Annotated in this window: 21 protein-coding genes; 12 read left to right on the top strand and 9 right to left on the bottom strand. The window is 67.9% G+C overall.

Features of this window, described 5'->3' with window-relative positions; all coding sequences use genetic code 11:
• Positions 1-95: 95 nt before the first annotated feature.
• From F0U60_RS13210 to F0U60_RS13195, 4 genes are all read left to right on the top strand, one after another.
• Complete coding sequence (locus tag F0U60_RS13210) at positions 96-749, top strand: prepilin-type N-terminal cleavage/methylation domain-containing protein (protein WP_395818846.1); 654 nt, start codon at positions 96-98, stop codon at positions 747-749.
• A 103-nt stretch (positions 750-852) separates the two neighbouring features.
• Positions 853-1,752, top strand: a complete 900-nt coding sequence (locus F0U60_RS13205) for a hypothetical protein (RefSeq protein WP_395818844.1) — start codon at positions 853-855, stop codon at positions 1,750-1,752.
• Positions 1,752-2,720 carry an ABC transporter ATP-binding protein gene (locus tag F0U60_RS13200; RefSeq protein WP_395818841.1) on the top strand — a complete coding sequence of 323 codons (969 nt, stop codon included), beginning with the start codon at positions 1,752-1,754 and terminating at the stop codon, positions 2,718-2,720. Before F0U60_RS13205 ends, F0U60_RS13200 begins: the two co-directional genes overlap by 1 nt.
• Positions 2,720-3,487: an ABC transporter permease gene (locus F0U60_RS13195; RefSeq protein ID WP_395818838.1), complete on the top strand. Its 768-nt coding sequence runs from the start codon at positions 2,720-2,722 to the stop codon at positions 3,485-3,487. Before F0U60_RS13200 ends, F0U60_RS13195 begins: the two co-directional genes overlap by 1 nt.
• Before the next feature lie 25 nt (positions 3,488-3,512).
• On the opposite strand, the gene F0U60_RS13190 is transcribed toward F0U60_RS13195, so the two are convergent.
• From F0U60_RS13190 to F0U60_RS13165, 6 genes are all read right to left on the bottom strand, one after another.
• Entirely contained in the window at positions 3,513-4,907 is a 1,395-nt protein-coding gene (locus F0U60_RS13190) for a sigma-54-dependent transcriptional regulator (RefSeq protein WP_395818836.1), read from the bottom strand.
• A gap of 22 nt (positions 4,908-4,929) precedes the next feature.
• Positions 4,930-6,531, bottom strand: a complete 1,602-nt coding sequence (locus tag F0U60_RS13185; protein ID WP_395818832.1) for a nitrogen regulation protein NR(II) — start codon at positions 6,529-6,531, stop codon at positions 4,930-4,932.
• Between the two features lie 13 nt (positions 6,532-6,544).
• The gene (locus F0U60_RS13180; RefSeq protein ID WP_395818829.1) at positions 6,545-7,804 is read right to left on the bottom strand and encodes a type II secretion system F family protein; all 1,260 of its coding nucleotides are present in this window, start codon (positions 7,802-7,804) and stop codon (positions 6,545-6,547) included.
• Positions 7,805-7,855: 51 nt separating this feature from the next.
• Positions 7,856-8,965 carry a type IV pilus twitching motility protein PilT gene (locus tag F0U60_RS13175; protein ID WP_395818826.1) on the bottom strand — a complete coding sequence of 370 codons (1,110 nt, stop codon included), beginning with the start codon at positions 8,963-8,965 and terminating at the stop codon, positions 7,856-7,858.
• A gap of 46 nt (positions 8,966-9,011) precedes the next feature.
• Positions 9,012-10,715 carry a type IV-A pilus assembly ATPase PilB gene (gene pilB / locus F0U60_RS13170; RefSeq protein ID WP_395818823.1) on the bottom strand — a complete coding sequence of 568 codons (1,704 nt, stop codon included), beginning with the start codon at positions 10,713-10,715 and terminating at the stop codon, positions 9,012-9,014.
• 154 nt (positions 10,716-10,869) lie between these two features.
• Positions 10,870-11,796, bottom strand: a complete 927-nt coding sequence (locus tag F0U60_RS13165; protein WP_395818820.1) for a bifunctional riboflavin kinase/FAD synthetase — start codon at positions 11,794-11,796, stop codon at positions 10,870-10,872.
• A gap of 92 nt (positions 11,797-11,888) precedes the next feature.
• On the opposite strand from F0U60_RS13165, the gene F0U60_RS13160 reads away from it, so the two are divergent.
• The 5 genes from F0U60_RS13160 (at position 11,889) to F0U60_RS13140 (ending at position 15,825) form a co-directional block, all read left to right on the top strand.
• Complete coding sequence (locus tag F0U60_RS13160) at positions 11,889-12,509, top strand: tRNA (guanine(46)-N(7))-methyltransferase TrmB (protein ID WP_395818817.1); 621 nt, start codon at positions 11,889-11,891, stop codon at positions 12,507-12,509.
• 109 nt (positions 12,510-12,618) lie between these two features.
• A complete protein-coding gene (locus tag F0U60_RS13155; RefSeq protein WP_395818814.1) occupies positions 12,619-13,674 on the top strand; it encodes a diguanylate cyclase in 1,056 nt (351 codons plus the stop codon).
• 46 nt (positions 13,675-13,720) lie between these two features.
• Positions 13,721-14,137, top strand: coding sequence for a hypothetical protein (locus F0U60_RS13150; protein ID WP_395818812.1), 417 nt, complete (start codon positions 13,721-13,723; stop codon positions 14,135-14,137).
• A gap of 421 nt (positions 14,138-14,558) precedes the next feature.
• The gene (locus F0U60_RS13145) at positions 14,559-15,395 is read left to right on the top strand and encodes a hypothetical protein (RefSeq protein ID WP_395818809.1); all 837 of its coding nucleotides are present in this window, start codon (positions 14,559-14,561) and stop codon (positions 15,393-15,395) included.
• A 16-nt stretch (positions 15,396-15,411) separates the two neighbouring features.
• Positions 15,412-15,825, top strand: coding sequence for a cupredoxin domain-containing protein (locus F0U60_RS13140; protein ID WP_395818806.1), 414 nt, complete (start codon positions 15,412-15,414; stop codon positions 15,823-15,825).
• Between the two features lie 67 nt (positions 15,826-15,892).
• Here the strand turns inward: F0U60_RS13140 and F0U60_RS13135 are convergent, their stop codons facing one another.
• Positions 15,893-17,482, bottom strand: coding sequence for a DUF4153 domain-containing protein (locus F0U60_RS13135; RefSeq protein WP_395818803.1), 1,590 nt, complete (start codon positions 17,480-17,482; stop codon positions 15,893-15,895).
• A gap of 313 nt (positions 17,483-17,795) precedes the next feature.
• Here F0U60_RS13135 and F0U60_RS13130 point away from each other — a divergent pair, with 313 nt between their 5' ends.
• Complete coding sequence (locus F0U60_RS13130; protein ID WP_395818800.1) at positions 17,796-20,747, top strand: helicase C-terminal domain-containing protein; 2,952 nt, start codon at positions 17,796-17,798, stop codon at positions 20,745-20,747.
• 142 nt (positions 20,748-20,889) lie between these two features.
• Here F0U60_RS13130 and F0U60_RS13125 read toward each other — a convergent pair whose 3' ends face one another.
• Complete coding sequence (locus F0U60_RS13125; protein ID WP_395818797.1) at positions 20,890-21,636, bottom strand: HEAT repeat domain-containing protein; 747 nt, start codon at positions 21,634-21,636, stop codon at positions 20,890-20,892.
• A 58-nt stretch (positions 21,637-21,694) separates the two neighbouring features.
• A complete protein-coding gene (locus tag F0U60_RS13120) occupies positions 21,695-22,441 on the bottom strand; it encodes a HEAT repeat domain-containing protein (RefSeq protein WP_395818794.1) in 747 nt (248 codons plus the stop codon).
• 72 nt (positions 22,442-22,513) lie between these two features.
• Here F0U60_RS13120 and alaS point away from each other — a divergent pair, with 72 nt between their 5' ends.
• Together alaS and F0U60_RS13110 are read left to right on the top strand one after the other, a co-directional pair.
• Positions 22,514-25,213 (top strand): alanine--tRNA ligase, encoded by a 2,700-nt coding sequence (gene alaS, locus F0U60_RS13115; RefSeq protein ID WP_395818791.1) that lies wholly within the window; start codon positions 22,514-22,516, stop codon positions 25,211-25,213.
• Entirely contained in the window at positions 25,210-25,842 is a 633-nt protein-coding gene (locus F0U60_RS13110) for a hypothetical protein (RefSeq protein ID WP_395818788.1), read from the top strand. The genes alaS and F0U60_RS13110 overlap by 4 nt, the downstream gene beginning before the upstream one ends.
• The last annotated feature ends 19 nt before the right edge of the window (positions 25,843-25,861 follow it).

Raw genomic sequence — 25,861 nt, 5'->3', positions numbered from 1 at the left:
GTGGCTCGTTTGACCGTGGCATCGTTCGTGCTATTCCTCATCACGGCTTCGGCCGCAACCCACGGCTTCGGCCGCAACCCATCGAAGGGAACCCCATGACCCGTCTGTTCGCCCGGAAGAACCGTGGCTTCACGCTCATCGAGCTCATGATCGTGGTGGCCATCATCGGCATCCTCGCCGCCATCGCCATCCCGAACTTCATCAAGTTCCAGGCTCGCTCCAAGCAGGGCGAGGCCAAGGCCAACCTCAAGGCCTGGTTCACCACCGAGCGCGCCTTCCTCCAGGAGAAGGACCGTTACGAGGAGGACATCAAGATCATCGGTTACGCCCCCGAGCGCGGCAACCGCTATGCCTACTGGTTCTCCTCCTCGCAGAACGAGTGCGAGGTGCGTGGCGAGGCCGGTATCGACACCAACCAGGAGTCGGCGTTCTGCATCGAGGTCGACGTGGGTAAGTTCAAGGGCGCCACGGCCAACCCGACCTACTCGTCGGGTGCTCCCAACACCCTGACCTTCGTTGGCGCGGGCGAGGACCCGGGGCAGCCGGGCCGCACCGCCACCTGCCCGGGTTGCAACATCTCCGCGTTCGCCGTGGGTAACGTCGACAACGAGACCAACGGTAACGACACCTGGTTCATCGCGACCAAGGATGCCCAGGCCGAGGCCAAGTGCGGCAACAAGGACGAGACCATGGCCGTCGCCGGTACGCCGTACATCAGCTACAACGACGTGGACTGCGACAGCAACTGAGTCTTGACATCTTGTTCGCTGGCCAGGCTCTCGAGCCACCAGCGATCAGGTACAAGGGACATCCGGGCATAATCCGGGTGTCCCTTCTGTTTTGAGGCTGTCCATGATGTCGCGAACCTCCCTGCCCGCCCTGCTAGGCGGTTTCGTCAGCTTGATCGCCCTCGTCCTGCTCGCGACCCCTCCTCGAAAGCCCCCTCGCGGACCCCACCAAGAGCCCCTGCTCCCCCGACAGGAGGTGCTGCGCGTGGCAGGCCGAGGCTACATCGAGGTGATCGCGGACTACTTCTGGCTCCAGCTCGTCCAGGCCACGGGCCGGGCGAGAGATGCCGAAGAGTACCGGGACATCTATCCCTACGGAGAGCTCATCACCGATCTGGATCCCCGGTTCGGCATGGTCTACCGGTTCGCCGCCGGAGCGCTGCCTACCAACCTCGGGCGTGAGACGTGGGTCAACACGCAGGAGTCCACCCGGCTGCTGCGCAAGGGCCTGAAGCTGTTCCCCAACGATCTCAAGATGAACATCCTGCTGGCCTACAACCTGAGCGCCTTCCACAAGCAGTACCAGGAAGCCGCCGAGGTGTTGGAACGGGCCTCAAAGCTACCGGGAGCGCCCGCCTATCTGCCCGCCCTGGCCACTCGCCTCTATGCCCAATCCGGCAGCGTGAATGCTGGCCTGGTGCTGGCTCGCTCCCTCGCGGAGTCCGAGGATCCCGAGACGCGAGAGCTCTTCCAGCAACGTGTGCGGGACCTGGAGATGGAGGCGGAGCTGCGGCGCGTGGACGCCGCCATCGAGAAGTTCCGCGGCGCTTTCGGCGTAGCCCCGCCGGACGTCCACACGCTGCTGTGGCTGGGCTTCCTGAAGCAGCCCCCGAAAGACCCCAAGGGAGGCGGCTTCTACATCGGTCACGACGGGCGCGCCTACTCGGAGACGCAGCAACGGCGCCTCGAGATCTTCACCCCCGACAGCCGTGGCTTTCACTGGACGAAGGCAACGGAGAATTGATGCACATGGACTCTCCCGCCCCCATCGAGATCCGAAACCTCTCCAAGACGTACAGGCTCGGCTTCTTCATGAACCGGCAGGTCCGCGCGCTCCAATCGCTGGACCTCTCCTTGATGCCGGGTCAGGTCTACGGACTGCTCGGGCCCAATGGAGCCGGCAAATCCACCACCATCAAGATCCTCTTGAACCTGGTGCAACCCACCAGTGGTGAGGCGCGGCTCTTCGGCCTGCCTCCGAATGAGCGCGAGGCGCGCCGCCGCGTGGGCTACGTGCCAGAGAATCCGGCACCCTACGAGTACCTGACCGGCCGGGAGTTCGTCACGCTGTCGGGACGGCTCGCGGGCATGAGCGGCAAGGAGCTGGACGACCGGGTCTCCGAGGTCCTTGGCATGGTGCAGATGACTCGCGCCGCCAACCTCCAGATTCGCCGCTACAGCAAGGGCATGGTGCAACGCGTGGCGCTCGCGCAGGCCCTGGTCTCCAAGCCGGACCTGCTCATCCTGGACGAGCCCACCTCGGGATTGGATCCCGTGGGCCGTCGGCAGATCCGCGATCTCATCCTCGAGGAGCGCCACCGCGGCACCACGGTGCTCTTCTGCACGCACATCATCCCGGACGTGGAGGCGCTCTGCGATCGGGTGGCCGTGTTGGTGGGCGGCCGGCGCGTGCGCGAGGGCAGCGTGGCGGAGCTGGTGAGCGCGCAGGCCACGCATATGGAGATGACGGTGGAAGGGCTGCCCCTGGAGCGCATCCAGGCGTTGGGCATCGAGCTGGAGCAGGCCCGGACGCTGGAGAACCGGGTGCTGCTGCGCTCGCGCGACGTGGATGCGCAGAGACTGCTCAAGCAGTTGGTGGAGCAGGGTGGACGAATCACCCAGGTCCAGCCCGCCCGCTTCTCATTGGAAGACCTGTTCCTGCGTGCGCTCGAAGAAGCGCGGCAGGGCCCCGTTGGAGGAGAGATTTCGTGATGGGTCCGTTCGTCGCCCTGGCGTTCAACGGCTTCCGGGAGGCCCGGCGCAACCGGGTCACCCTGCTGGTGGCCATCTTCGCGCTGGCCATGCTCCTGTCCACCACGCTTGTGCTGGAGGTCACCGTCGGCACGTTCGACCGCGTCCTCACCGACGTGGGCCTGGGGGCCATGAGCGTCATGCTGGTGCTGCTCACCATCTTCCTCTCCAGTGGACTCATTTCGCGAGAGATAGAGCGGCGCACCATCTTCCTCATGGTGTCCAAGCCCATCTCGCGTGGCGCGTTCCTGGTGGGACGCCTGCTGGGCAACATGCTCACCGTGACGGTGCTGCAGCTGACCATGGCCGCGCTCTTCTTCCTGCTGATGCGCTTCTATGGGAGCCCCATCAGCCCGGCGCACCTGGCGGCCGTGGGCATGCTGTGGTTCGAGCTGTGGGTGCTCAGCGGCGTGGGCTTCCTGATGTCCAGCTTCTCCAGCCAGATGGTGTCGGCCTTCGTCACCGTCAGCATCTATGTCGCCGGAAGCCTGGCGCCGGACATCTACTCGCTGGCCGGCAAGTCCAAGAGCGAGGCGGTGCAGTCGCTGGGCAGGGCTGTGTACTACCTGCTGCCGGACCTGTCGCGCTTCAACTACCGGCCGCACGCGACGTACTACGCCGCCGTCTCCTCCTCCGAGGTGTTGTCGGCCGCGGGGTACGGACTGGCCTACACCGGCGTGCTGGTGGCGCTGGCCATCATCCTCTTCAACCGGCGCGACTTCCGCTGAGGCGCCCGGCGCGGGGCGGCGAGGCTCAAGCCTCGTCGTCTCGGTCGGAGAGCCCGTGCTTGGCCATGCGGTAGCGGAAGGAACGGAACGTCAGGCCGAGCAGCTCCGCCGCACGCGTCTTCACCCCACCCGCCTGGGACAGGGCGGCCACCAGGTGGCGCCGCTCGGCATCATCCAGGTAGTGCTCCAGGGAGAAGCCGGCGCCGAGCGAGACCTGATCCGAGGTCGAGGACTCCGCGACGGTCTGCGCTGACTCGCCCCGCAACGTGGGTGGCAGTGAGGCCAGTGTCAGCACGTCCCCATCGGCCAGCGTGGCTGCGCGCTCGACGATGTTCTCCAGCTGGCGCACATTGCCCGGGAAGGAATAGGCGGCCAGCACGGACAGCGCCTCGGGAGAGAAGCGCAACCCCGGCCGCCCCAGCTCCTTGCGCTGCCGCTCGAGGAAGTGCTCGGCCAGCAGCGGGATGTCGCCCGCCCGCTCGCGCAGCGGCGGCAGCTCCAGGGTGATGACGTTGAGGCGGTAGAAGAGATCCTCTCGGAAGCGCCCGGCCTTCACCTCCGCCTCCAGACGCCGGTTGGTGGCCGCCACCACCCGCGCATGGAAGGGAATCTCCGCCGAGCTGCCCACCGGCTTCACCTTCCGCTCCTGCAACACGCGCAGCAGCTTCACCTGCGTGGCCAGGGGCACCTCGCCAATCTCATCGAGGAACACCGTCCCCTCCCCCGCATGCACGAGCAGGCCCGGCCGCTCCTGCGTGGCACCGGTGAAGGCACCCTTCACGTGGCCGAAGAGCTCGCTCTCCAGCACGCCCTCGTTGAGGGCCGCGCAGTTGACGGGCAGAAAGGGCTGGCCGGCACGCGTGCTCTTGAGGTGAATGGCCTTGGCGATGAGCTCCTTGCCCGTGCCGCTCTCCCCATGGATGAGGACGGTGGAGCGTGTAGGCGCCACCTTCTCCACCAGGCTCCACACCGCGCGCATCCGCTCGCTGCGGCCCACCCCCATCACCCCCGCGCCAGGCACCAGGTGCTCGCGCAGCGACTCGTTCTCGCGGCGCAGAGTGCGCTTCTCCAGCGCCTTCTGCACCAGCAGCTTCAGCTCTTCGTTGTCGAAGGGCTTGCCGATGTAGTCGTACGCTCCCTCGCGCATGGCCTCGACCGCCGAGGCCGCCGTGCCAAAGGCGGTGATGACGATGACCTCGGGCGGCTCGGGCAGGGCCCGCGTGGCACGCAGCACGTCCATGCCACTCTGCGAGGCGCCCAACCTCATGTCGGTGACGACCAGGTCCACCCGTACCGAGCCCAGAATCTCCTTGGCCGCCCGCACACCATCCACGCACGTCACCTGGTAGCCCGCTCGAGTGAGCAGCACCTCCAGGAACTCGCGCATCGACAGCTCATCGTCTACCACCAGGATGTGCACGACCAGGCTCTCCCTTTCCCCCTCAACCCTGCAGCGGCAGCTGGATGAGGAACTCGGTGCCCTCTTGCGGAGAGGAGGACACTCGGATGTTGCCACCATGCGCACGCACGATGGAGTACGCCGTAGATAGGCCCAGCCCCGTACCACCCTCCCGGGTGCTGAAGAAGGGCTCGAAGATGCGTGTCAGGTCCGCCGCGGGAATGCTGCCGGCCGAGTCCCAAATGCGCAGCCGAGCCTCCTCGCCTACCGCCTCCAACATCACACGCACCCGGCCCTTCTTGCCGGCCGCCTGGAAGGCATTGCGCAAGATGTTGATGATCACCTGCCGGAGCTGATCCGCGTCCACCGGCACGCGCAAGGGGGCGAGCGCCATCTCCACCTCCACCTGCTGGGCGAGGGGGTCCACCCGAAGCATCTCCACCGTCTCCGCCACCAGCACCTCCAGCTCCTGCTCCTGCTTGATGGGCGGAGGCGGGCGGGCAAAGCGCAAGAATTCCTCCACCAATTTGGAGAGCCGGTCCGACTCCCGCAGGAGGATCTCCACCAGCTTGGCTGAGCTCGGGTCTGTGCTGGGATCCTGCACGAGCAGCTGTGCCGAGCCCCTCATGGCCGCCAGGGGATTGCGGATTTCGTGTGCGAGCTGGGCGGCCAGCGTTCCCAGGGCGGCCAGCCGGTCCGCACGCTTCAGGTCCTCCTCGATGCGGCGCAGCTCGGTGAGATCCTGGAAGACGATGAGCGTACCCCCGCCATCACCGCTCTCCAGCCCCGTCACCGACAGCCCGAGCGTACGCATGCCGGAAGGCGTCTGCACCGCGATCTCCCGGCGGCGCAGGCGGGCGTCCGCCCCCAATGCACCTGGCAGCAGGGACTCCACGTCCAGCCCCGGCGGCAACCGCGGCTCCAGAGACAGGATGGCGCTGGCGGCCCGGTTCACGAAGGTGACACGCCCGGCCGCGTCACAGGTGATGAGCCCCGAGGGCATGCAGGCGAGGATCTGCCGCTGCAGATGGTCCAGCTTCTTGAGGTCCGCCTCGCGCTCGGAGAGCCGTCCACCCGTCGCCGACAGCTGGCGCGTCAGGTAACCCGCCAGCGCGGCAATGAGGAACAGGGCCAGTACGTTGCTGCCCAGAAGGAAGAGGAGGCGCTGACGGCTGAGCTCCCCTACCCCCAGAGGCGGCTCCAGCCATTGGAGCTTCACCGCCACGAGCAGCGTCGCATAGGCGAGCGCACTGGCCCCGGCGGCAATCAGCGCGCCTCGACCATCCAGCAGGATGCTCGCGCCAATGACGGTCAGCAGGTAGAGGAAGGTGAAGGGGCTGTCTCCCACGCCCGTGAGGAAGACAAGCACCGAGGCGATGAGCAGGTCGCCCACCACCTGCACCACCGCCGCCGCACGGTCCGCCCGGCCCCCGCGCAGCATGAGGCCATAAACAAGCGTGAAGAGATAAACGAGCCCGATGGCCACGAACGACAGCGTGTCCACACGGCTGAGCTCCTCCATGGGCTGGAGGAGCAGCCGGGCCGCGACGGCCACGAGCGACAGGCTGACGGCCACCGTGCGGAACACGGTGAGCCAGACCAGCCGCGTCCGCAGCGCGTCGGCCTCCGGCGGAGCGGCGAGCACGAGGCTGCCGACGCTACTTGATGGCACCGGCGATGGAGAAGATAGGCAGGTACATCGCGATGAGGAAGCCACCGACCACGCCGCCCAGGAAGACCATCATCAGCGGTTCGATCATCGCCGTGAGGCCCGCGACCGCCGTATCCACCTCGTCATCGTAGAAGTCGGCGATCTTGTTGAGCATCGTGTCCATGGCGCCGGTGGCCTCACCCACGCCGATCATCTGCACCACCATGGGCGGGAACACCTTCGTCTCCAGCAGCGGGCCAGCGATGTTCTTACCCTCGGCGATCTTCCCTCGCACGAAGTAGATGGCCTCTTCCACGGAGCGGTTACCGGCCGTCTTCGCCGTCACGTCCAGGGCGTCCAGGATGGGAACACCCGAGGAGATCATCGTGCCGAGCGTACGGGTGAAGCGCGCCACCGCCACCTTGCGGATAACGGGTCCGAAGATGGGCGCCATCAGGAACACCCGGTCGAAGAAGCGCCGGCCCTGGGGTTGGGCGTACGTATAGGAGAAGGCCACCGCGATGGCGATGACGCCCATGAACGCGTAGCCCGCGTAGGCCTGGGCCCATTTCGACAGGTCCACCACGAACTGGGTGGGCGCGGGCAGCGCCTGACCAAAGTCCGAGAACATCTTCTCGAACGTCGGCGTCACCTTGAGGAGCAGCAGCGCCGTCACGCCGAAGGCCACCAAGAGAACGATGGCCGGGTAGGTCATCGCGCTCTTGACCTTGCGCTTGAGCTTCTCGTTCTTCTCACGGTAGGCCGCGAGCCGGTTGAGGATGTTGTCGAGGATACCGCCCACCTCGCCTGCGGCGCACAGCTGGACGAAGAGCTCGTCGAACACCTTGGGGTGATCTCCCAGCGCGTCCGCGAAGGTGGAGCCCTGCTCCACCTTGTTCTTGATGGCGAACACGACCTTGCGGAAGGCCGGGTTGTCCATCTGGGTGCCCAGGATGTCGAGGCACTGCACCAGCGGAAGGCCGGCGTCGATCATCGTGGCGAACTGACGGGTGAAGACGAGGATGTCCTTGCCCGTGACGCCCGTGCCGATCGCGAGGTTGAGCTCGGAATCGAAGAGCCCCTTGCGGCGGACCTTGACCGGGTTGAGACCGAGCGACTTGAGACGGGCGTTGACGGCCTCGACATCCGAGGCCTCCATCTCACCCTTCTTGGTCTCGCCAGACTTGGTCTTGGCCTCCCAGAGGAATTGGGCTGTGTTCTTCGACGACTTTTGAGGTGCCGACTTCTGGGTTGCCGTTGCCGCCATACAGGCCTCCGAGGGGGACGCGAGTCTATCCCCGCGGTTGAATTTCGCGAATTAGCGTGCACCAGGACCGGCTGGCCGCTGACCAGGCGCGCCGCCAGGCCCAGCACCCGCCAGGAGATTGCGGAGCTCGTCCGGATCGCTCGAGCGTCCAAAGGCCTCTTCCTGGCTGATGAGCCGCCGCATCAGCAGCGCAGCCAAGGCCTGGTTGAAGGTCTGCATGCCGAACTTGGCCTGACCCACCTGCATCGACGAGTAGACCTGGTGGATCTTGTCCTCACGGATGAGGTTGCGGATAGCGGAGTTGGGGATCATCACCTCCAGCGCCAGCACGCGGCCCGGAGAGCCCTGCTTGGCGATGAGCGCCTGACTCATCACGCCTTCCAGCACGAATGACAGCTGGGCGCGCACCTGCGGCTGCTGGTACGGGGGGAACACGTCCAGCACGCGGTTGATGGTCTGCACCGCGCTGTTGGTGTGCAGCGTGGCGTAGCAGGTGTGGCCCGTCTCGGCGATCACGAGCGCCGCTTCGATGGTCTCCAGGTCGCGCAACTCACCCACCAGCACCACGTCCGGGTCCTGGCGGAGGATGTACTTGAGCGCCGTCTTGAAGTTGCGCGTGTCGGCTCCCACCTCGCGCTGGTTCACCAGGCAGTTCTTGTGCGGGTGCAGGTACTCGATGGGGTCCTCGATCGTCATGATGTGCTCATGACGGTCGGTGTTGATCTTGTCGATCATCGAGGCCAGCGTGGTGCTCTTGCCCGAGCCCGTGGGACCCGTCACGAGGATGAGGCCACGCGGCTTCTTCACCAGCTCGGCCACCACCGGAGGCAGACCGAGCTCCTGGAAGGTGAGGATCTTGAAGGGAATGGTCCGGAAGGCCCCGGCCACCGCGCCGCGCTGCATGTAGATGTTGGCGCGGAAGCGCGAGAGGCCCTTCACGCCGAAGGACAGGTCGAGCTCGTTCTCTTCCTCGAACTTGTGCTTCTGAGCGTCCGTGAGGATGGAGTAGCAGAGCTGCTTGGTCTCCACCGGGGTGAGCTGGGCCGTCTTGAGCGGCACCAGCTCGCCGTCCACGCGGAGCTGGGGCGGGGAGCCGGTGGTGATGTGGAGGTCGGAAGCGCCCTTCTCGACCATCGCCTTGAGCAGCTGATGCAGATTCACGAAAACCGTCCTTCGGGTAGGGGGTGTAGGCGGGTGGTGGAGCGGATTAGAAGTTGTCGGGCGCGGTGTTGGCCACCACCTCGTCCAGCGTGGTGACGCCGTCCATCATCTTCGCCAGGGCCGACATGCGCAGCGAGCTCATGCCCAGGCGGATGGCCTCGGCCTTGAGCTCGGCCGCGGAGGCGCCGTTGATGACCAGCTCCTTGAGGCCGTCCCAGAAGGGCATGACCTCGTAGATGGCCACGCGGCCACGGTAGCCACGATCGTTGCAATCGCGGCAGCCGACCTTCTCGTACATGGTGAAGGTGCCGAGCTTCTCCGGAGGCACGCCCGCGTTGATGAGGGCCTGCTCGTCCACGTTCTCCGCCGGCCGCTTGCAGGCGGGGCACAGGCGGCGCGCCAGACGCTGGGCCAGAATCAGGTTGAGCGAGGCCGTCACGAGGAAGGGCTCGATGCCCATGTTGAGCAGACGGCTCACCGTGCCTGGCGCGTCGTTGGTGTGCAGCGTGGAGAGCACCAGGTGGCCCGTGAGCGCTGCCTTGACGCCGATTTCGCCCGTTTCGAAGTCGCGGATCTCACCGATCATGATGATGTCGGGGTCCTGACGCAGGAAGGAGCGCAGCGCCGCGGCGAAGTTCAGGCCGATGTCTTCATGCATCTGCACCTGGTTGATGCCGGCGAAGTTGAACTCGACCGGGTCCTCGGCGGTGGCGATGTTGGTGTCGATCTGGTTGAGCGACGAGAGCGCCGAGTAGAGCGTCGTCGTCTTGCCGGAACCCGTGGGGCCCGTCACCAGCACCATGCCGTAGGGACGCTCGATGGCCTCCTTGAACCAGGCCAGCGGCTGCGGATCGAAGCCCAGCTTCGTCATGTCCAGCTGGAGGTTGGACTTGTCCAGGAGGCGGAGCACCACCTTCTCGCCGAAGAGCGTGGGGCACACGCTGACGCGGAAGTCCATCTCCTTGCCACCGCCGAGCTTGATCTTGATACGGCCGTCCTGGGGCAGGCGGCGCTCGGAGATGTCCAGGTTCGCCATGATCTTCAGGCGGCTGGTGATGGCGTTCTTGAGCTTCATCGGCGGACGCATCACCTCGTAGAGGGAGCCGTCGATGCGGAAGCGGACGCGGAAGTCCTTCTCGTAGGGCTCGACGTGGATGTCCGAGGCGCGCTTCTTGATGGAGTCCTGGAGGATCAGGTTCACCAGCTTGACGACGGGGGCGTCGTCCGCGGCGCGGGCCATCTCCTCGACGTTGCCCTCCTCCTCCTCCTTGGCCACCTCGATGTCCTCGGCCATCTCCTCGACGAGGGCGTTCATGTCCGGGCCCTTCTCGGCGTAGTAGCGCTCGATGGCCTCGCGGATGGAGATTTCAGACGCGACCACCGGCTCCACGTTGTAGCCGGTGAGGAACTTCAGATCGTCCACCGCGTAGATATTGGACGGATCACACATCGCCACGATGAGCGAGGGGCCGGCGCGGTTGACGGGGATCACCAGGTGCTTCTCGGCCACTTCCTTCGGCACGAGCTTGATGATCTCCGCGTCGATGTCGAAATCCTTCAGGTTGATGGCCGGGACGCCGTACTGCTTGGAGAGGAAGTCGGTGAGCTTGGACTCCTCGATGGCTCCCGTCTTGATGAGGGCAGTGCCAATGCGCGTTCCCGTCTTCTGCTGCTCTTCTTGGGCCTTGCGCAGCTGCTGGACGGAAATGAGGTTCTCGCGAACCAGCAGTTCACCAAGTCGACCGGACATTCAGGGGCCTCGAACGTTGGAAAAACGAAAGATGCGCGGACGTACGCGCGCATGAGACTTTGAGAACGGATTAAAGAAAGGGACGCGCGGACCTGTCAAGGCGGCCCACTGGAGCCGCTCTCCCGGCAACCTGTTGAATCCACTCGGGAAAGTTTCAGTCGGACGCCCGGGCGATCACCGCTCGGGCAGCCTCAACGTCCCGCTTGATCTGCCCCACGAGTTCCGCCACGGAGCCAAAACGGCGCTCGGCGCGCAGGCGCTCCAGGAACTGCACCCGCAGCTCCTTGCCGTACAGGTCTCCATTGAAGTCGAGCAGATGGGCCTCGATGGTGACCTCGTTGACCCCGAAGGTGGGTTTGACGCCGATATTGGCCACCCCGGGAAGCCAGGTGGCGTCTGGCGTCCCACGGAAGCTGACGCGAATGGCGTACACCCCGGCAGCGGGCCGCAGCTCGTTCTGGGTGTCCACGTTGGCGGTGGGGAAGCCGATGCCCCGGCCCCGCCCATGGCCCGTGACGACAGTGCCATCCAGGTCGAAGGGCCGCCCCAGCAGCCGCTGCGCCGCGCTTACCCGCCCCTCGAGGATGTACTCGCGAACCTTGGAGGACGAAGCCACCACCCCATCCACCGTGACGGGAGACACCACGTGCACCTGGGCGCCCCGAGCGGCGGCGGCCTCGCGCAAGGTGTCCACGTTGCCGGCGCGGGCGGCCCCGTAGGTGAAGTCATGACCGACCACGAGGTGGCGCGCGCCCACCTCGTCCAACAGCGAGGCCTCGAAGTCGCTCGGCGAGTGGCGGGCGTACTCGCGCGTGAAGGGCTGCACCACCGCTGCATCCAACCCCAGGGCCTCGAAGAGCTCCAGCTTGCGCGGCAGCAGGGTGATGAGCTTGGGAGCCAGGTCCGGCTGGAGCACCTTGCCCGGATGGGGCTGGAAGGTGAGCGCGGCGGCGGGAACCCCGTGACGCCGGGCCTCAGCAAAGAGAGCCTGGTGGCCCAGGTGCACACCATCGAAGTTGCCCAGCGCGAGCGCGCACCCGGCCAGCTCCCGCGCCTCCGACACACTGTGGAAGACCTTCATGGAGCGCCGGTATAGCGCCAAAACTGTCGCTTTGCCCTGGCCAGACTGCCCCAGCCCGTGCGAAGAGGCCCCCTCAGCGTCACGCATCCGTCATGGCCCGCCCCCGTCTCCTTCCCGACCCTGTCGGCCTGCACCTGGCCGCTCTCGAATCCCCTCCCGATTGGGACATGGAGTTCGGCTTCTCCGGCCCGCTAGAGCTAGAGATCGGCTCCGGCGCCGGTGGCCACGCGCTCGAGTACTGCCGACGCCACCCCGAAGTGCGCTTCGTCGCCTTCGAGTGGCGCAAGAAGTACGCGCGCGACACCCTGGACCGCGGCAACAAGATGGGCCTGCGCAACCTGCGCGTGCTCGAGGCTGACGCGCGCTTCGTGGTGCCTCGCATCTTCGCGTCGGGCTCGCTGGACGCCGTCCACCTCCAGTTTCCCGACCCCTGGTGGAAGCGCTCCCACTTCAAGCGCGCCGTCATCCAGCCCGAGTTCGCGAAGCTGCTCCTGGACCGGATGAAGCCCGGCGGCCTCTTCGACATGCGGACGGATGTTCAGGACCGAGGCGTCTCCATGCTCGCCATCCTGGAGGATGCCGGCTTCCTCAATCCGCTCGGCAAGGGTGTGTTCCATCCTTATGACCCCGAGGAGGTCCCCTCCACGCGCGAGCGGCGCTACCTGGCCAGCGGAGAGCCCGTGTACCGCGCTCGGCTGCGCAAGCCTGCCTGAGGAGCACCCGGACGGGCGGCTGGCTTGGCAGCGGTGCCGCTTCCGGGAAAGAATCAGGGGCCCCCCGGACACCCCCGGACAAGGGGGGTCATAGGTGGATGGCAGCGACATGGCGGACGATTCGATCAGAAAAATGGGAGAGGCGCCCCGCCGCACCCTGGCCACACCCGCACTCGCCGACCGCACCATCCTGCTCGTCGACGATGACCCCGCCAACATCCAGCACGTGCGCGAGGGTCTGGCCTCGCACGGCTACCGCTTCCGCGAGGCCCATGATGGCACCGAGGCGCTGCGCTCGATCCGAGAGGTGAGGCCGGACCTCATCATCATGGACGTGGAGATGCCGCGGCTGGGCGGGGTGGAGGTGTGCCGCATCATCAAGGCCAATGGCGGCGAGGGAGGCTTTGGCTTCATCCCCGTCATCCTGGTGACGGCACGGCAGGCGGCGGGCAAGGTGGAAGGGCTCGAGCTGGGGGCGGATGACTACCTGGTCAAGCCCTTCGACATGCTGGAGCTCTCCGCGCGCGTGAAGTCCATGCTGCGCCTCAAGGTGCTGCAGGACGCGCTGGTGGAGAAGAACCGCGAGCTGGACCGCGCCAACAAGGAGCTGGCCCAGAAGCGCGAGGAGTTGCTGGCCCTCACCCGTATCGACGCACTCACCGGCCTCTATAACCGCCGCTACTTCGAAGAGCGGCTGACCGAGGAGTTCATCCGCTCCACGCGCTACCGCTCGCCGCTGTCGCTGGTGATGCTGGACATCGACCACTTCAAGAAGCTCAACGACAACTACGGCCACCCCTTCGGAGACGAGGTGCTGCGCACGGTGGCGCGGACGGTGCGCAGCAAGCTGCGCGAGGTGGACTTCGTGGCACGCTATGGCGGCGAGGAGATCATCGCCCTGCTGCCCGAGACGGGGCCCAAGGAGGCGCTCGGCGCCTGCGAGCGCGTCCGGGAGGCCATTGCCTCGCTCCAACTGGAGCACCGCGCCCAGGACGGGACGCGCCAGCAGGTGCGGTGCTCGGCCTCCCTGGGAGTGGCCAGCGTGCCCGCCAAGAGCATTCTCGCTTTGGAAGAATTGCTGCGCGTGGCCGATGTCTGCCTCTACGAGGCCAAGGGCGCCGGCCGCAATTGCGTCCGCCAGCACCAGGAAGAGCCTCCCGAGTGATTCAGCCCCTTGGCGAGCGCGCCGCTTTGGCCTAGATGGCAGGACCATGCGCCTGCTGCCCGCGATGCCGCTCCTCCTGCTGGCCCTGCTGGCCCTCGGTGGATGCAACCGACCCAGCTACGAGACGCCCGTGAAGGCCTACCAGACCTTCCACCGGGCCGTGCAGCGTGGCGATGAGAAAACCGCCTATGCTGTCCTCTCCCAGCCCACCCAGGAAGCACTCAAGGCTCGAGCCCAGGCAGCGGCCGACGCTTCGGGAGGCGCGGTCAAGGCAGATCCGGTAGCCTTCTTCTTCGCGAATGTTCCACCCCCTGCGGATGTTACGGAGGTCTCGCTTTCGAGCGAGGAAGGGGACGTGGCGAAGGTAACCGTGGTTTCCTCCAATGGAAAAAGTCAGGTCCGGATGGTTCGTGAACCCGCCGGATGGAAGATAGACCTTACGCAGTCCCTCCAGCAGCCGTGAGGACAGGCCTCCCCCAGGCCGCTCGCGCATCAGGTAGCCTACGAACGTGAACGATCGGAAAACACGGCGGATCGCCCCCGCAGTCGAGGTCATCCGGCGCCCGGCCGCCACTCCCGGCACCGTTGCGCCGACCCCGACGCCCACGACCCCTGTCACCCCGCGGCCTACGCCGCGGCCTACGCCGACACCCTCGGCGTCCTCGCCCGGCCCCACGGTCAGCGTGACGCCAAGGCCCACGCCGACTCCCTCGGCGCCGGTGACGCCGTCAGCGCCGGTGACGCCGTCGGCGCCGGTGACACCGGCCTCCGTGGCCCCCACGCCCCCGCGACCTAGCCCCTCCCCCGCGGCCCCGCGGCCTATCCCCTCCCCCACCTCGCCACGTCCCGCCCCCTCGGCGGGCCGCGCGCCTGGAGCGGGACCGATGGGCTCGCGTCCCGGCGGTGGATTCGGACGCCCCAGGGCGCCTCGGCCTCCTCCCACGCCCGAGCAGATCCTCGCGCTCGCCACCAAGGAGCACGTGCCGGCGCGCATCGCCAAGGGCGAGCTCGAGGGCAAGATGAAGTGCCGCATCTGGCGCAAGCTGCACGCCGAGGAGGCCAAGCGCTTCGACCAGGTGTACGAACTGATGGGCCAGAACCCGGGCCTGTCGCTCCCCGATGCCTTCGGCGTGCTGCAGAGCGGCCTGACCGTGGCCGAGTTCCTCGCGCGCAAGGAGCGCACCCAGCGCAAGGCCGCCGTGAAGCAGGCCCGCGGCGAGGTGGACGACACCTCGGTGGGCAACTTCATCAATGGGCTGCTGGAGTCGAAGACGGAGCTGGCCATCGTGCTGGGCGAGCGCACCGTGCTCGATACGCTCGCGAGCGTGGAGCCCATCTCCTTCGTGCTCGGCCGCAGCGGCCGGCTGGAGAAGCTCCAGGTCGTCATGCTCACCCGCCGCTCGGATTGGGAGCAGCTCACGCCCCAGCTCGAGCGCGATCAGAAGCTGGCCCAGAAGCCCGCCAATGTCGCGCGTCAGCCGGACAAGCGCCCGTACTCGGACCCACGCCCCTTCCTCGCCCACCAGGGCGAGCGCGTGCGGCTGACGCTGCGCAACGGCATTCAGCTCACCATGCGGCTGCGCGTGGTGGGACGCTTCGACCTCATCGTGGGTGAGGACGGACACGAGGTGTTCGTCCCGCTCCACGCCCTGGTGCGCTTCTCGGCCGAGAACGCCCAGGATGCGGAGATGCCCGGCGACGAGGCCGAGGAAAACGACTAGCCCCCGAGGACCGCCGATGCCCTTCTTCTCCAAAATCATCAAGCCGCTGCTGGCCCTCACCCTGGCGGCCGCGGTGCTGAGCACCGGGCAGGGCTGCTCCAAGGACTCGAAGCCGGCGGAGCCCTCCGCTGCGGCCACCGCCCAACCGGCGAAGCCGGGTGAGCCGCGCACCATCGCGCTCTCCGTCACCGAGAAGGGCTACGAGCCGAGCCCCATCACCCTCAAGCAGGGCGAGCCCGTGAAGCTGGTGCTGACCCGCACCACGGACCACACCTGCGCGACGGAGATCGTCCTCGACGAGTACAACATCAACACCCCGCTGCCCCTCAATCAGCCGGTGGAGGTGACCTTCACCCCCAACAAGACGGGCAAGCTCGTCTACGGCTGCGCCATGGGGAAGATGATCAGCGGCGTGTTCATGGTGGAGTGATTCCACTCCATCCGCCGTCCCGAGGGGGCCGACTCCATCCGTGCGATGGGGTGGCCCCCTTCTCGTATCAACGACTCCACTCCCGAGCGTAGGGTGACGTCTGGACGGGGGACGGAGCCGGACACCAGAGTGACGCCCCCAGCTTCGCGGCCCGGTGACGCGCGAGGTGGAAGGCCGGCCAACCTCCCGGCATCGGCTCCTGGGCGTAGGCGCAGAGCGAGCGGCGGGCCCGCATCGCGAAGGTGCCCTCGAGCTGCTCGCTCTCGGGCCGCTGCGCCAGGTACGCGGCCAGCTCCGGCGCGGCGTCTTCCGAGAGGGCCAGCGTCATGTACTCCGCGTCGAGGACGACGCTCTCCGAGGAGCGCTCGAGGTTGCCGCGCGCGATGAAGGCATCGGGGTTGAGCACGTTCAGCATGGAGAGAAAACCGAGCGCCCCCGCGAAGGCGCCGATGGCGAAGCGCTCCGGACGCCACCACAGCGTCACCACGCGCCACGCGAGGACCCCCGCCAGCGCCACCATGAAGACGTGCGTGTACACGCGCAGCTCCGTGTAGCCGTAGACGGATTCGTAGAGCGCCATGCGCTTCATCGCCGAAGCGAGGATGACCAGCACCAGGCCCACCATCACCGTGCATGCCGCTCGGAAGGCGGTGAGCTGCCCCTGCCCCCGCAGCCGCGTCCAGCGCGCCAACGCCAGACTGAGCCCCAACGTCATCATCGACACCGTGAGCAGCTCGAAGAAGCCGCGCCGGGCGTACTCGGCATAGGTGAGCCCCGCGGGCAGGTGCGCCTCGCCGAACAGGAAGGCGAGCTGGATGGCGGCGAAGCCCAGGAAGAGCAGATCCACAAGGCCCACCAGCGTGAGGCTCTCGGTGAACCCCAGACGGGGCTCGGCCGGGGCTACCTCCGCCTCACCCGCTTCCTTGCCATGGCGCCGCCGCCGCTGTGCATGGGCGAGCAGGCCGAGCACCCCGAAGGCGCTGCCTCCAATGAATACCCCCCGCCCCACCGCCTCCATGAACGTCATGCCCAGGTTCAAGGACAGCACCCGCTCCATGGCGGTGGCGAAGACCGCGTCCGCCGAGACGAGCAGCCCGGTGAAGATGAACAGCACGGGCAGGGCGAGCAGTGCTCCACGCAGCACCGGCATCAGCTTCGGCGCCTGCGCGCGGGCCGAGGACAGGTCTACCTCCGCTCGCACGACGCCCAGCGGGAGAAACACGGTCTGGAAGAAGGTTCCGATTGCGGTGAGCGGATAGCTCCACAGCCCGAGCCGCTCCACACGGCCCGTCGCCCAGAAGTGCGCCACCAGCAGCAGCAGGAAGCCCGAGGCGAGCACGTTCAGCATCGTGAGAAACGGGCTCGCGCGCACGAACACCATCCCGGAGAAGAACAGCAGCGGCACGAGCAGCCACGCGTTGGGGCGGGCCCGCTGCCAACCCTCGCGGCCTCCCACTGCGAGCAGGGCCGACAGGAGGAGCACGACGAACAACGGAAAGGAGAGGCCGAGCGCGGGCCCATCGAAGAGCACCTCGGCGCAAACGCCCAAGCCGAGCGCCGCGAGCAGCGTCGCGCGCGGCCTGCGGAGGCGGGGAACGACGGGTGCGGAGGGAGCATCGACATCCGGGGTTTGAAAGCCAGTGGCGGCGGTCGTCATACGGGACTCCGAGAGCGTGGGCTCGCTCGAGGCTGTGCAAGGTTGCGCCCATCCCAGGTGACGGTGAGGCCCTCCACGCCGAACGGTCGGTTCGCGGCCCCCAGCGGTCGCAACCCGGCTCGACGCTCGGACTCCCCTCCCGCTCTGTCCACCCGCCCGTGGCCGCGCCGCCACGGCTGCGGCTGGTGAACCACACCCCCTCCCCCCGTGAAGTCCACGAGCCACCAGGAGGACTGTTTCCTCGCAGCAGGACCCCGGACGGTCGGTTTCTCGGCATGACGCCCGAAGACGGCTAGGCTGATCCCTCTTCTCCATGGGCAGCGCGGCGGAGCTCTTCACCCGACACGTATTCCTCGACCTCGAGACGACGGGGCTGGACCCGCGCGTCGACGAGGTCATCGAGCTCGGCGCCCTCTTCGTCGAGAACGGTCAGGTGGTGGACCGCTACGTCCACTTCTTCGCGGCCTCGCGCCCCCTGCCCCTCACCATCCGCCGGCTCACGGGCATCGACGACTCCATGCTCGCCGGTCAGCCCCGGCTGGCGCAGAAGGTGCCCGAGCTGCGCCAGAAGCTCGCCGGCTGGACGGTGGTGGCCCACAACGCCTCCTTCGAGAAGGGCTTCCTCCCGGACCTTCTGGGCCCCATCCGGGCCCCCGTGCTCGACTCGTGCGAGCTGATGCACTACCTGCATCCGGAGCTGCCCAGCCACTCGCTCGAGTTCCTGCTGCGCTGGGCCGGCAAGGGCCCCCGCTCACGCCACCGCGCCATGACGGACTGCGAGGCCACCCACGCCGTGCTGCTGCACGCGTTCGAGGGCTGCCTCCGCGAGGGCCGCGCCGATGACCTCGCCGACCTCCTGGAGACGCTCGACCCGCGCGCTGCGCTGCGGCTGGCGCAGATTGAGGCCGGTGAGTCCGGGCTGGAGCTGGAAGGAGACCTCGACCCGGACGCGGCCCCCGTCGTCACGCTGCTCACCGGGTTGTGGAACCTGTGCCGAGCCCGCTCCGCCCCGCTCAAGCTGGAGGCCACGGGATTCCTGCCCGGACGCCCCGAGCGCCAGCGGACCGATGGCTCGAAACCGCCTTCCGAACAGCCCGACGAGAGCACCCCGGTGCTGCCCGTGCGCTCCGAGGAGGTGACGGCACTGCTCGGCCCCGGAGGCGCCCTGGAGCGCGCGCAGGAGGGTTTCGCGGCCCGCCCCGCCCAGCTCGAGATGGCCCAGGCCGTGGCTCGCACCCTGTCCGACGGAGGGCAGCTCGCGGTGGAGGCCGGCACGGGCACCGGCAAGTCGCTCGCGTACCTGGCCCCCGCCGCCCTCTTCGCCGCGCGCAATGGGCGCAAGGTGGGCGTGGCCCCGCATACCAAGACACTGCAGGACCAGCTCATCGAGAAGGACCTGCCGCGCCTGCACCGCGCCACCGGCGGGGCTTTCTCCTACGCGCTCCTCAAGGGCCAGACGAACTACCTCTGCCGCCGCCGCGCACTGGACATCACCCGCGTGGAGCCCGGCATGCGCCACACCGCGCGCGCCCCCCGCGCCTACCTGCGCGCCCTGATGCGCCGCGGTCCGGATGGGGACCTCGACCGGCTGAGCCACTGGTTCCGCGAGCGCTTCCCCGTGCTGCTCGCGCTCGCCCCAGCCGTGCGCTCGGAGGCCGCCACCACGCTCGGCGAACGCTGCCCGTACTTCCACCGCTGCTACTACCACTCGGCGGTGGCCCAGGCGCGCGACGCGGACGTGCTCGTCATCAACCAGTCGCTCGCCTTCGCCTGGCCCGCGCGCTACCCCAAGCTGGAGCACCTCGTCCTCGACGAGGCACACGAGGTGGAGGACGTCGCCACCACCGCGCTCTCCTCGGAGCTGTCAGACCTGGCCTTCAGCCGGCTCACCGAGCGGCTCCACGGGCGCGACGGGCGACGCGGCCTCTTCGCCGAGCTGCGGCGGGCCCTGTTCGCCTCGCGGCGTGCCGAGGCCCGCGTGCTGATGAGCGAGATCGACAGCGCCCTGCTTTCGGTGGGCTCGGCCGCGCGCGGCCTGGGCGAGCGCGTGATGGCCCTGTGCGAGCCGGCCGCGTCAAGTGCCTCCGAGGACGCGGATGAGTCCGCCTACGCGCCGGAGTTACGCATCACCCCCGAGGTCCGGGCCGCTGCCACCTGGGAGCCCGTGCGCGAGGGACTCCTGGAGGTGCGCGAGTGCCTCCAATCCCTGCACAAGCTGCTCACGGTGGGGCTGGCGGAGATCCTCCCAGACCTGGCGGTGAAGATGCCGCCGCTGGAGCGCGAGCTGGCCGGGGGCGTGTCGGAGGTGTTGGAGCTGACCACGCTGGCCTCGGAGCTGTCCGATGAGCCCGCAGAGGGCCGGTGCTACGCGGCCACGGCGGTGCCACGCAAGCAGCGCTGGAGCCTGAGCGCCCAGCCGGTGAATGTGGCGGCCTACGTGTCGCGGGACTTCGCGCAGCACAAGCGCTCGCTGGTGCTGGCCTCGGCCACGCTAAGCACGGGCTCCGAACGGACACCGTACGTGCTCGGGCGATTGGGGTTGGATGGACGCAACGAGGGGATTCCCGCGCCCCGGCTGCTGCGCGCGCCGACGCCCTTCGACTTGCGCAAGCAGGCGCTCGTGGTGCTGGTGATGGATGCGCCGCGCGCGCACGAGGAGGCCTTCATCGACTGGGCCTCGACGCGCGTGTCTGGACTGGCGCAGGTGATGGGTGGGCGCGTGCTGGGCCTGTTCGCCTCCACTCGGCGCATGGAGCGCGTGGCGGACCAGGTGAAGGCGAAGCTGGAGCCGCAGGGCATCGAGGTGATGCGGCAATCGCGCGGGCATGGGCGCTCGCTGGCGGCGCGACAGGAGAAGGACACCGGAACGGTGCTCCTGGGGACGAAGAGCTTCTGGCAGGGCGTGGACATCCCCGGCCGGGGCGTGGGGTGCGTCTTCATCGACAAGCTGCCGCTGGAGCCCGCTAGCCGCCCGCTGGTGGCCGCTCGTGAGGAGCCACTCGCCCGCGGAGGCAACACGCACCTGGGCTTTCTGTATTACCGGCTGCCTCGAGCGCTGCTGCAGCTGCGCCAGGGTGTGGGCCGGCTCATCCGCTCGCACGGGGACCGGGGCGTGGTCGTCATCGCGGACCCCGGTCACCCCAGCTACCGGCAGCTCATCCTGGACGCGCTCACCGGCTACCGCGTGGAGCTGCTCCCCTGGTCCGAGGCCCGCGTGCGCCTCTACTCCGCCATCGAGGAGATGGGGCTCATCCGTAGGGCTTGAGTCAGGTGGAGCCCGGCTTCGTGTCGGATGGAGGCCCGAGTTCCAGCGGAACCCACACGAGTTCCTCGGTGGGCGTCAGGTGCTCTTGCCGAGCAGTCTTCTCCTGGGCCATGGCCGGGATGTCTAGCGCAGTCTCATGGCCTCACGTGTCCCACTCGAACGTGTCCGCGGCCTCCTCGATGATGCGAGGTGCGAGTACCTTGAGCAGCTCCTCGGGCTTCGCTCCCGAGGCCTGCACTTCCACGTCCCCCAGCAGCAGCTGGTCCGGGTAGCTGACGCACACCATCCGCACCAACAGGCCTCCCGATTCCGTGTCGAGAATCTCCGCCTGCACTTTGAAGCCGTGGATGCCGTGCTTGCGCAGCACCCCCTGCGCCGCGGCCTTCTTCTCCTTCGTCGGCGCCAGCAGCGCTCCCACCTGCGTCAGCTTGCGCCGCATCCGCGCTTCCGTGAACTTCACCACCTCCGGCCGCAGCTGCCCCGTCTTGTCCTTCACCCCACCGAAGGACACGTAGAGCCGGGGCGTCTGATCCTTGAGCTCCTGCAGCACCTGAATGGAGGTCTTGATGGCCGCCTGCGCCGCCGCGTCCGTCTCACGCTTGCGTGCCTTCAGGCACTCCAGCCCCGCCAGCTCCTTCAACTTCCCCAGCGCCTGGGCCGAGGCCGCACGGACCTGCTCGCTCGGATCCTTCAATCCCTCGCACAGGGGCTTGAGCGCCTCTGGATCATCCGAGGCACCCAGGCCCTGCGCAGCCTGTGAGCGCATTCGGGGCTCCTGCCCCTGACCAAGCTGTTTGCTCAGGGAGGCGGTCCGGGAGTCCACCTGGGCCAGGACAACCCCTGGCAAGGTCAGCAGCAACAGGGAAAGGAGCGAGAGCGGGCACCGCATGTGGAGATCGCATCCTAGAACCAGGACAGCGAGGAACGCAGCGCACCGTGGGTGTGCGCTATTTCCACCCGAAAGCATCCGCGGCGTTCTCGATAACGCGAGGCGCCAGCGCCACAAGCAGATCCCAGGGCTCCGCGTTCGAGGCTTCCACATCCACGGCCCCCAGGAGCTGTTTGCCCGGGTAGCGCACGCCCATCACCGACAGCTTCAGCGCCCCCTCCGAGGCTCCAGGGCGGATCTCCGCCACCAGCCGGCAACCCTGAATCTTCTGCTTGCCCAGAACCGCCTTCGCCGCCGCTTCGCCCTCCTTCTCCGGCGCGAGCCACGCCCCCGACTGCACCAGCTTGCGCCGCATCCGGGCCTCGGTCGCCTTCACCATCTCCGGCGACAGCGTCCCCGTCATGTCCTTCACCCCCGCGAACATCACGTACACGCGCGGGGGGCGTGCCTTCAGCTCGCGCAGGGAGCGCAGCGCGGACTCCAGCGCCGTCCGGACCTCCGCCTCCGGCTCGTCCTTCCGAGCCTCCAGGCATTCCAGCCCCCCCACCTCTCCCAGCTTCTCCAACCCCCCCGCCGCCGCGGCCCGGACATCCGCGCTCGGGTCCTGGAGCCCAGCACACAAGGGCTCGAGGGCCTCGGGGTCATCCAACTCCCCCAGGGCGCGTGCCGCCTGGACACGGTGGAGGGGCTCAGCCCCCTCCTTCAACCGCCTGCTGAGCGAGGCCGTTTCAGGGTCGGTTTGTGCCAGGACTGTCTCCGGGCAGACGAGCAGGAGGAGGGTGACAAGGTGGGATGGGAAGCGCATGTCAGTAGTCGGATCCTAGCTCGGTCCATAAGAAACGCAGCGCACCCACCACTTGTGGCATATACCCTCACCATGTCCTCTGTCCTGTCCGCCTCCCAGATTCGCGAGGCGTTCCTCAAGTTCTTCGAAGAGCGCGGTCACCGCCGCGTCGCGTCGTCCTCTCTCGTCCCGCAGAACGACCCCACCCTGCTCTTCACCAACGCAGGCATGGTTCAGTTCAAGGACGTCTTCACCGGCCGTGAGAAGCGCGACTACTCGCGCGCCACCACGTCGCAGAAGTGCGTGCGCGCCGGCGGGAAGCACAACGACCTCGACAACGTGGGCTACACCGCTCGGCACCACACGTTCTTCGAGATGCTCGGCAACTTCTCCTTCGGCGACTACTTCAAGGCCGACGCCATCGCGTACGGCTGGGAGTTCGTGACGAAGACACTCGGCCTGTCCAAGGAGCGGCTCGCCGTCACCGTGTTCAACGGCGAGGGTGGCGTCCCCTGGGACGAGGAGGCCTTCGAGCTGTGGGCCAAGCAGGGCGTGCCGCGCGAGCGCATCTACAAGCTCGGCCTCAAGGACAACTTCTGGGCCATGGGCGACACCGGCCCGTGCGGCCCCTGCTCCGAAATCCACTTCCACCAGGGTGACGACATCCCCTGTGCCGAGGTTGCCGCGGGCCGCCCGTGTCAGGGCGTGGCGTGCGACTGTGACCGGTGGCTGGAGATCTGGAACCTCGTGTTCATGCAGTTCGAGCGCAAGGAGAAGGACGCGCCGCTGATTCCGCTGCCCAAGCCGTCCATCGACACGGGCGCGGGCCTCGAGCGCATCGCGTCCGTCGTCCAGGGCAAGCGCTCCAACTACGACACGGACCTCTTCCAGAGCATCATCTCGCGCGTGAGCGAGCTGGTGGGCAAGCCCTACACCCAGGAGGGCGGGGCATCCATGCGCGTGGTGGCGGACCACAGCCGCGCGGCCGCGTTCCTCATCGCCGACGGCGTGCAGCCCTCCAACGAGGGCCGTGGCTACGTCCTGCGCCGCATCATGCGCCGCGCCATCCGTCACGGCTCGCTGCTGGGGCTCGAGGACCTGTTCTTCTTCAAGGTCGTGGACCGCGTCATCGAGCTCATGAGCGACGCCTACCCCGAGCTGCGCGACAGCCGCACCTTCATCCTCGAGGTCTGCAAGCACGAGGAGGAGAGCTTCCGCCGCACGCTCAACCGCGGCATGAAGCTCATCGACGAGGAAGTGGCCCGGATGAAGCAGGCCGGGGAGAAGGTCCTCTCGGGCGAGAAGGTCTGGGAGCTGCACGGCACCTACGGCTTCCCGTGGGATCTCACGGAGATCATCCTCAAGGAGCGTGGCTTCGAGGCCGACATCCCGGGCTACGAGCGGCTCAAGAAGGAGGAGGCCGAAAAGGGCCCGGACGGTCCCATCGGCCCGGACAAGACCATCGCCACGGTGCACCTCAAGCTGCTCGAGCGCCTGGGCCCCACCGAGTTCCTCGGCTACGAGGGCGTGGGCCACGAGGGCGAGGGCTCCGTGCGCGCCATCCTCAACAAGAAGGGCGTCGAGCTGACCGAGGCCACCGCGGGTGACGAGGTGGAGCTGGTGCTGGACCGCACGCCCTTCTACGGCGAGTCCGGCGGTCAGATCGGCGACACCGGCCGCATCGTGGGCCACGGCGGCAAGGCGAAGGCCGAGGTCCAGGACGCGACGCGCCCGGTGTCGGGCCTCATCGTCCACCACGTGAAGGTGACCGAGGGCACCTTCAAGGTCGGTGACATGGTGCAGGCGGGCGTGGACGGCGAGCGGCGCTCGTCCATCCGTGCCAACCATTCGGCCACACACCTGCTGCACAGGGCGCTCAAGATGGTGCTCGGCGAGCACGTCAAGCAGGCCGGCTCCGTGGTGGCGCCCGACTACCTGCGCTTCGACTTCTCGCACTTCTCGCCCCTCTCTCCCGAGCAGGTGGAGCAGGTGGAGGATCTGGTCAACGGCTGGGTGCGCGAGAACACCGAGGCCCAGACGCGCGTGATGAACCTGGAGGACGCGAAGAAGTCCGGCGCCGTCGCCATGTTCGGCGAGAAGTACGGCGAGACGGTGCGCGTCGTCACCGTGCACCCCCAGTCCACCGAGCTGTGCGGCGGCACCCACGTGCGGCGCAGCGGTGACATCGGGCTCTTCAAGATCGTCTCCGAGAGCGGCGTGGCCTCGGGCGTGCGGCGCATCACCGCCGTCACCGGCATCGGCGCCATCCAGTACATGCGCGAGACCGAGCGCGAGCTGAAGAAGGCCGCCGAGCTGCTGAAGACCTCGCCCAAGGATCTGGTCAAGCGCGTGGAAGCCACGCAGCGGCGCGTGAAGGAGCTGGAGAAGAAGATCGAGGAGGTGGCCGTTAAGGCCCAGGCCGGCACCAGCAAGGACCTGCTCGAACAGGCGCGCGAGATCAACGGCATGAAGGTGCTCGCCACGCGGATGGACCCGGCGGACCCGAACGTGTACCGCGGGCTGGCGGATCAGCTGCGTGACCGCCTCAAGTCCGGCGTGGTGCTCATCGGCGGCGAGAAGGACGGCAAGGTCGTCCTCCTGGTCGCGGCCACCAAGGACGTGGTGGCGCGCGGCATCCACGCGGGCAACCTGCTGAAGGAGCTGGCCAAGGAGGTCAACGGCCGCGGCGGTGGCAAGCCGGACCTGGCCCAGGGCGGTGGCGAGGATCCCTCGCGCATCCCCGCCGCCTTCGACAAGCTCTACGAGCTGGTGAAGGGAACGAGCCTCTCATGAGCCTCGACGCCCGTGACTTCGCGGCGCTCCTCTGCTCTGCGGCCCTCCTCGGGGGCTGCAAGAAGGAGGAGCCTGCGCCCACCGAGGACCGCACCCTGGCGAAGCTCCGCCAGGAGGTGGACCGCGTGAACCAGGGAGGTGCGCCCGCCGCCCCTCCCGACGCTCCCGCGGACCCCAACGCGCGACTGGCGGGCCTCGCCGCGGGCCACGAGGCGGAGCAGGCCAGGACGTACACCCTGGCCTCCAAGGAGAGCGTGAAGGTGAACACGCTCTCGCTGAAGCCCACCCATCTGGAGGCCCTGCACTCCCTGAGCGGCAAGGGCAAGGTGTCGCTCACCACCACGGACCTCTTCGTCCGCGTGGAGCTCGAGGCCGAGAACGTCGGCCCTCAGCCCGTGGACCTCTCGCTCTCCGCGGCCCGACTGGTGGACGCGGAGGGCAAGGAGTACCCCATCGCCCGAGATGCACAGACCGTCGGCGGCACGCGCACGCTGGACCACACCTGGCAGCGGGAACAGCGCGAGTCGCTCGTCCTCCTTTTCGAGGCGCCCGCGGAGGCCCTAGCCCCCGGACTGGCGCTCCTGATTCCCACGCCCGGCGGCGCGGACGCTCGCATCCCGCTGCAATGAGGCCCTCCTGGAGGCGTGA

This window comes from Archangium minus (assembly GCF_044360475.1).
GTDB lineage: Bacteria > Myxococcota > Myxococcia > Myxococcales > Myxococcaceae > Archangium > Archangium minus.
Note: the sequence above shows the minus strand (reverse complement) of the source record. Positions and strands in the feature narration are given on the sequence as shown.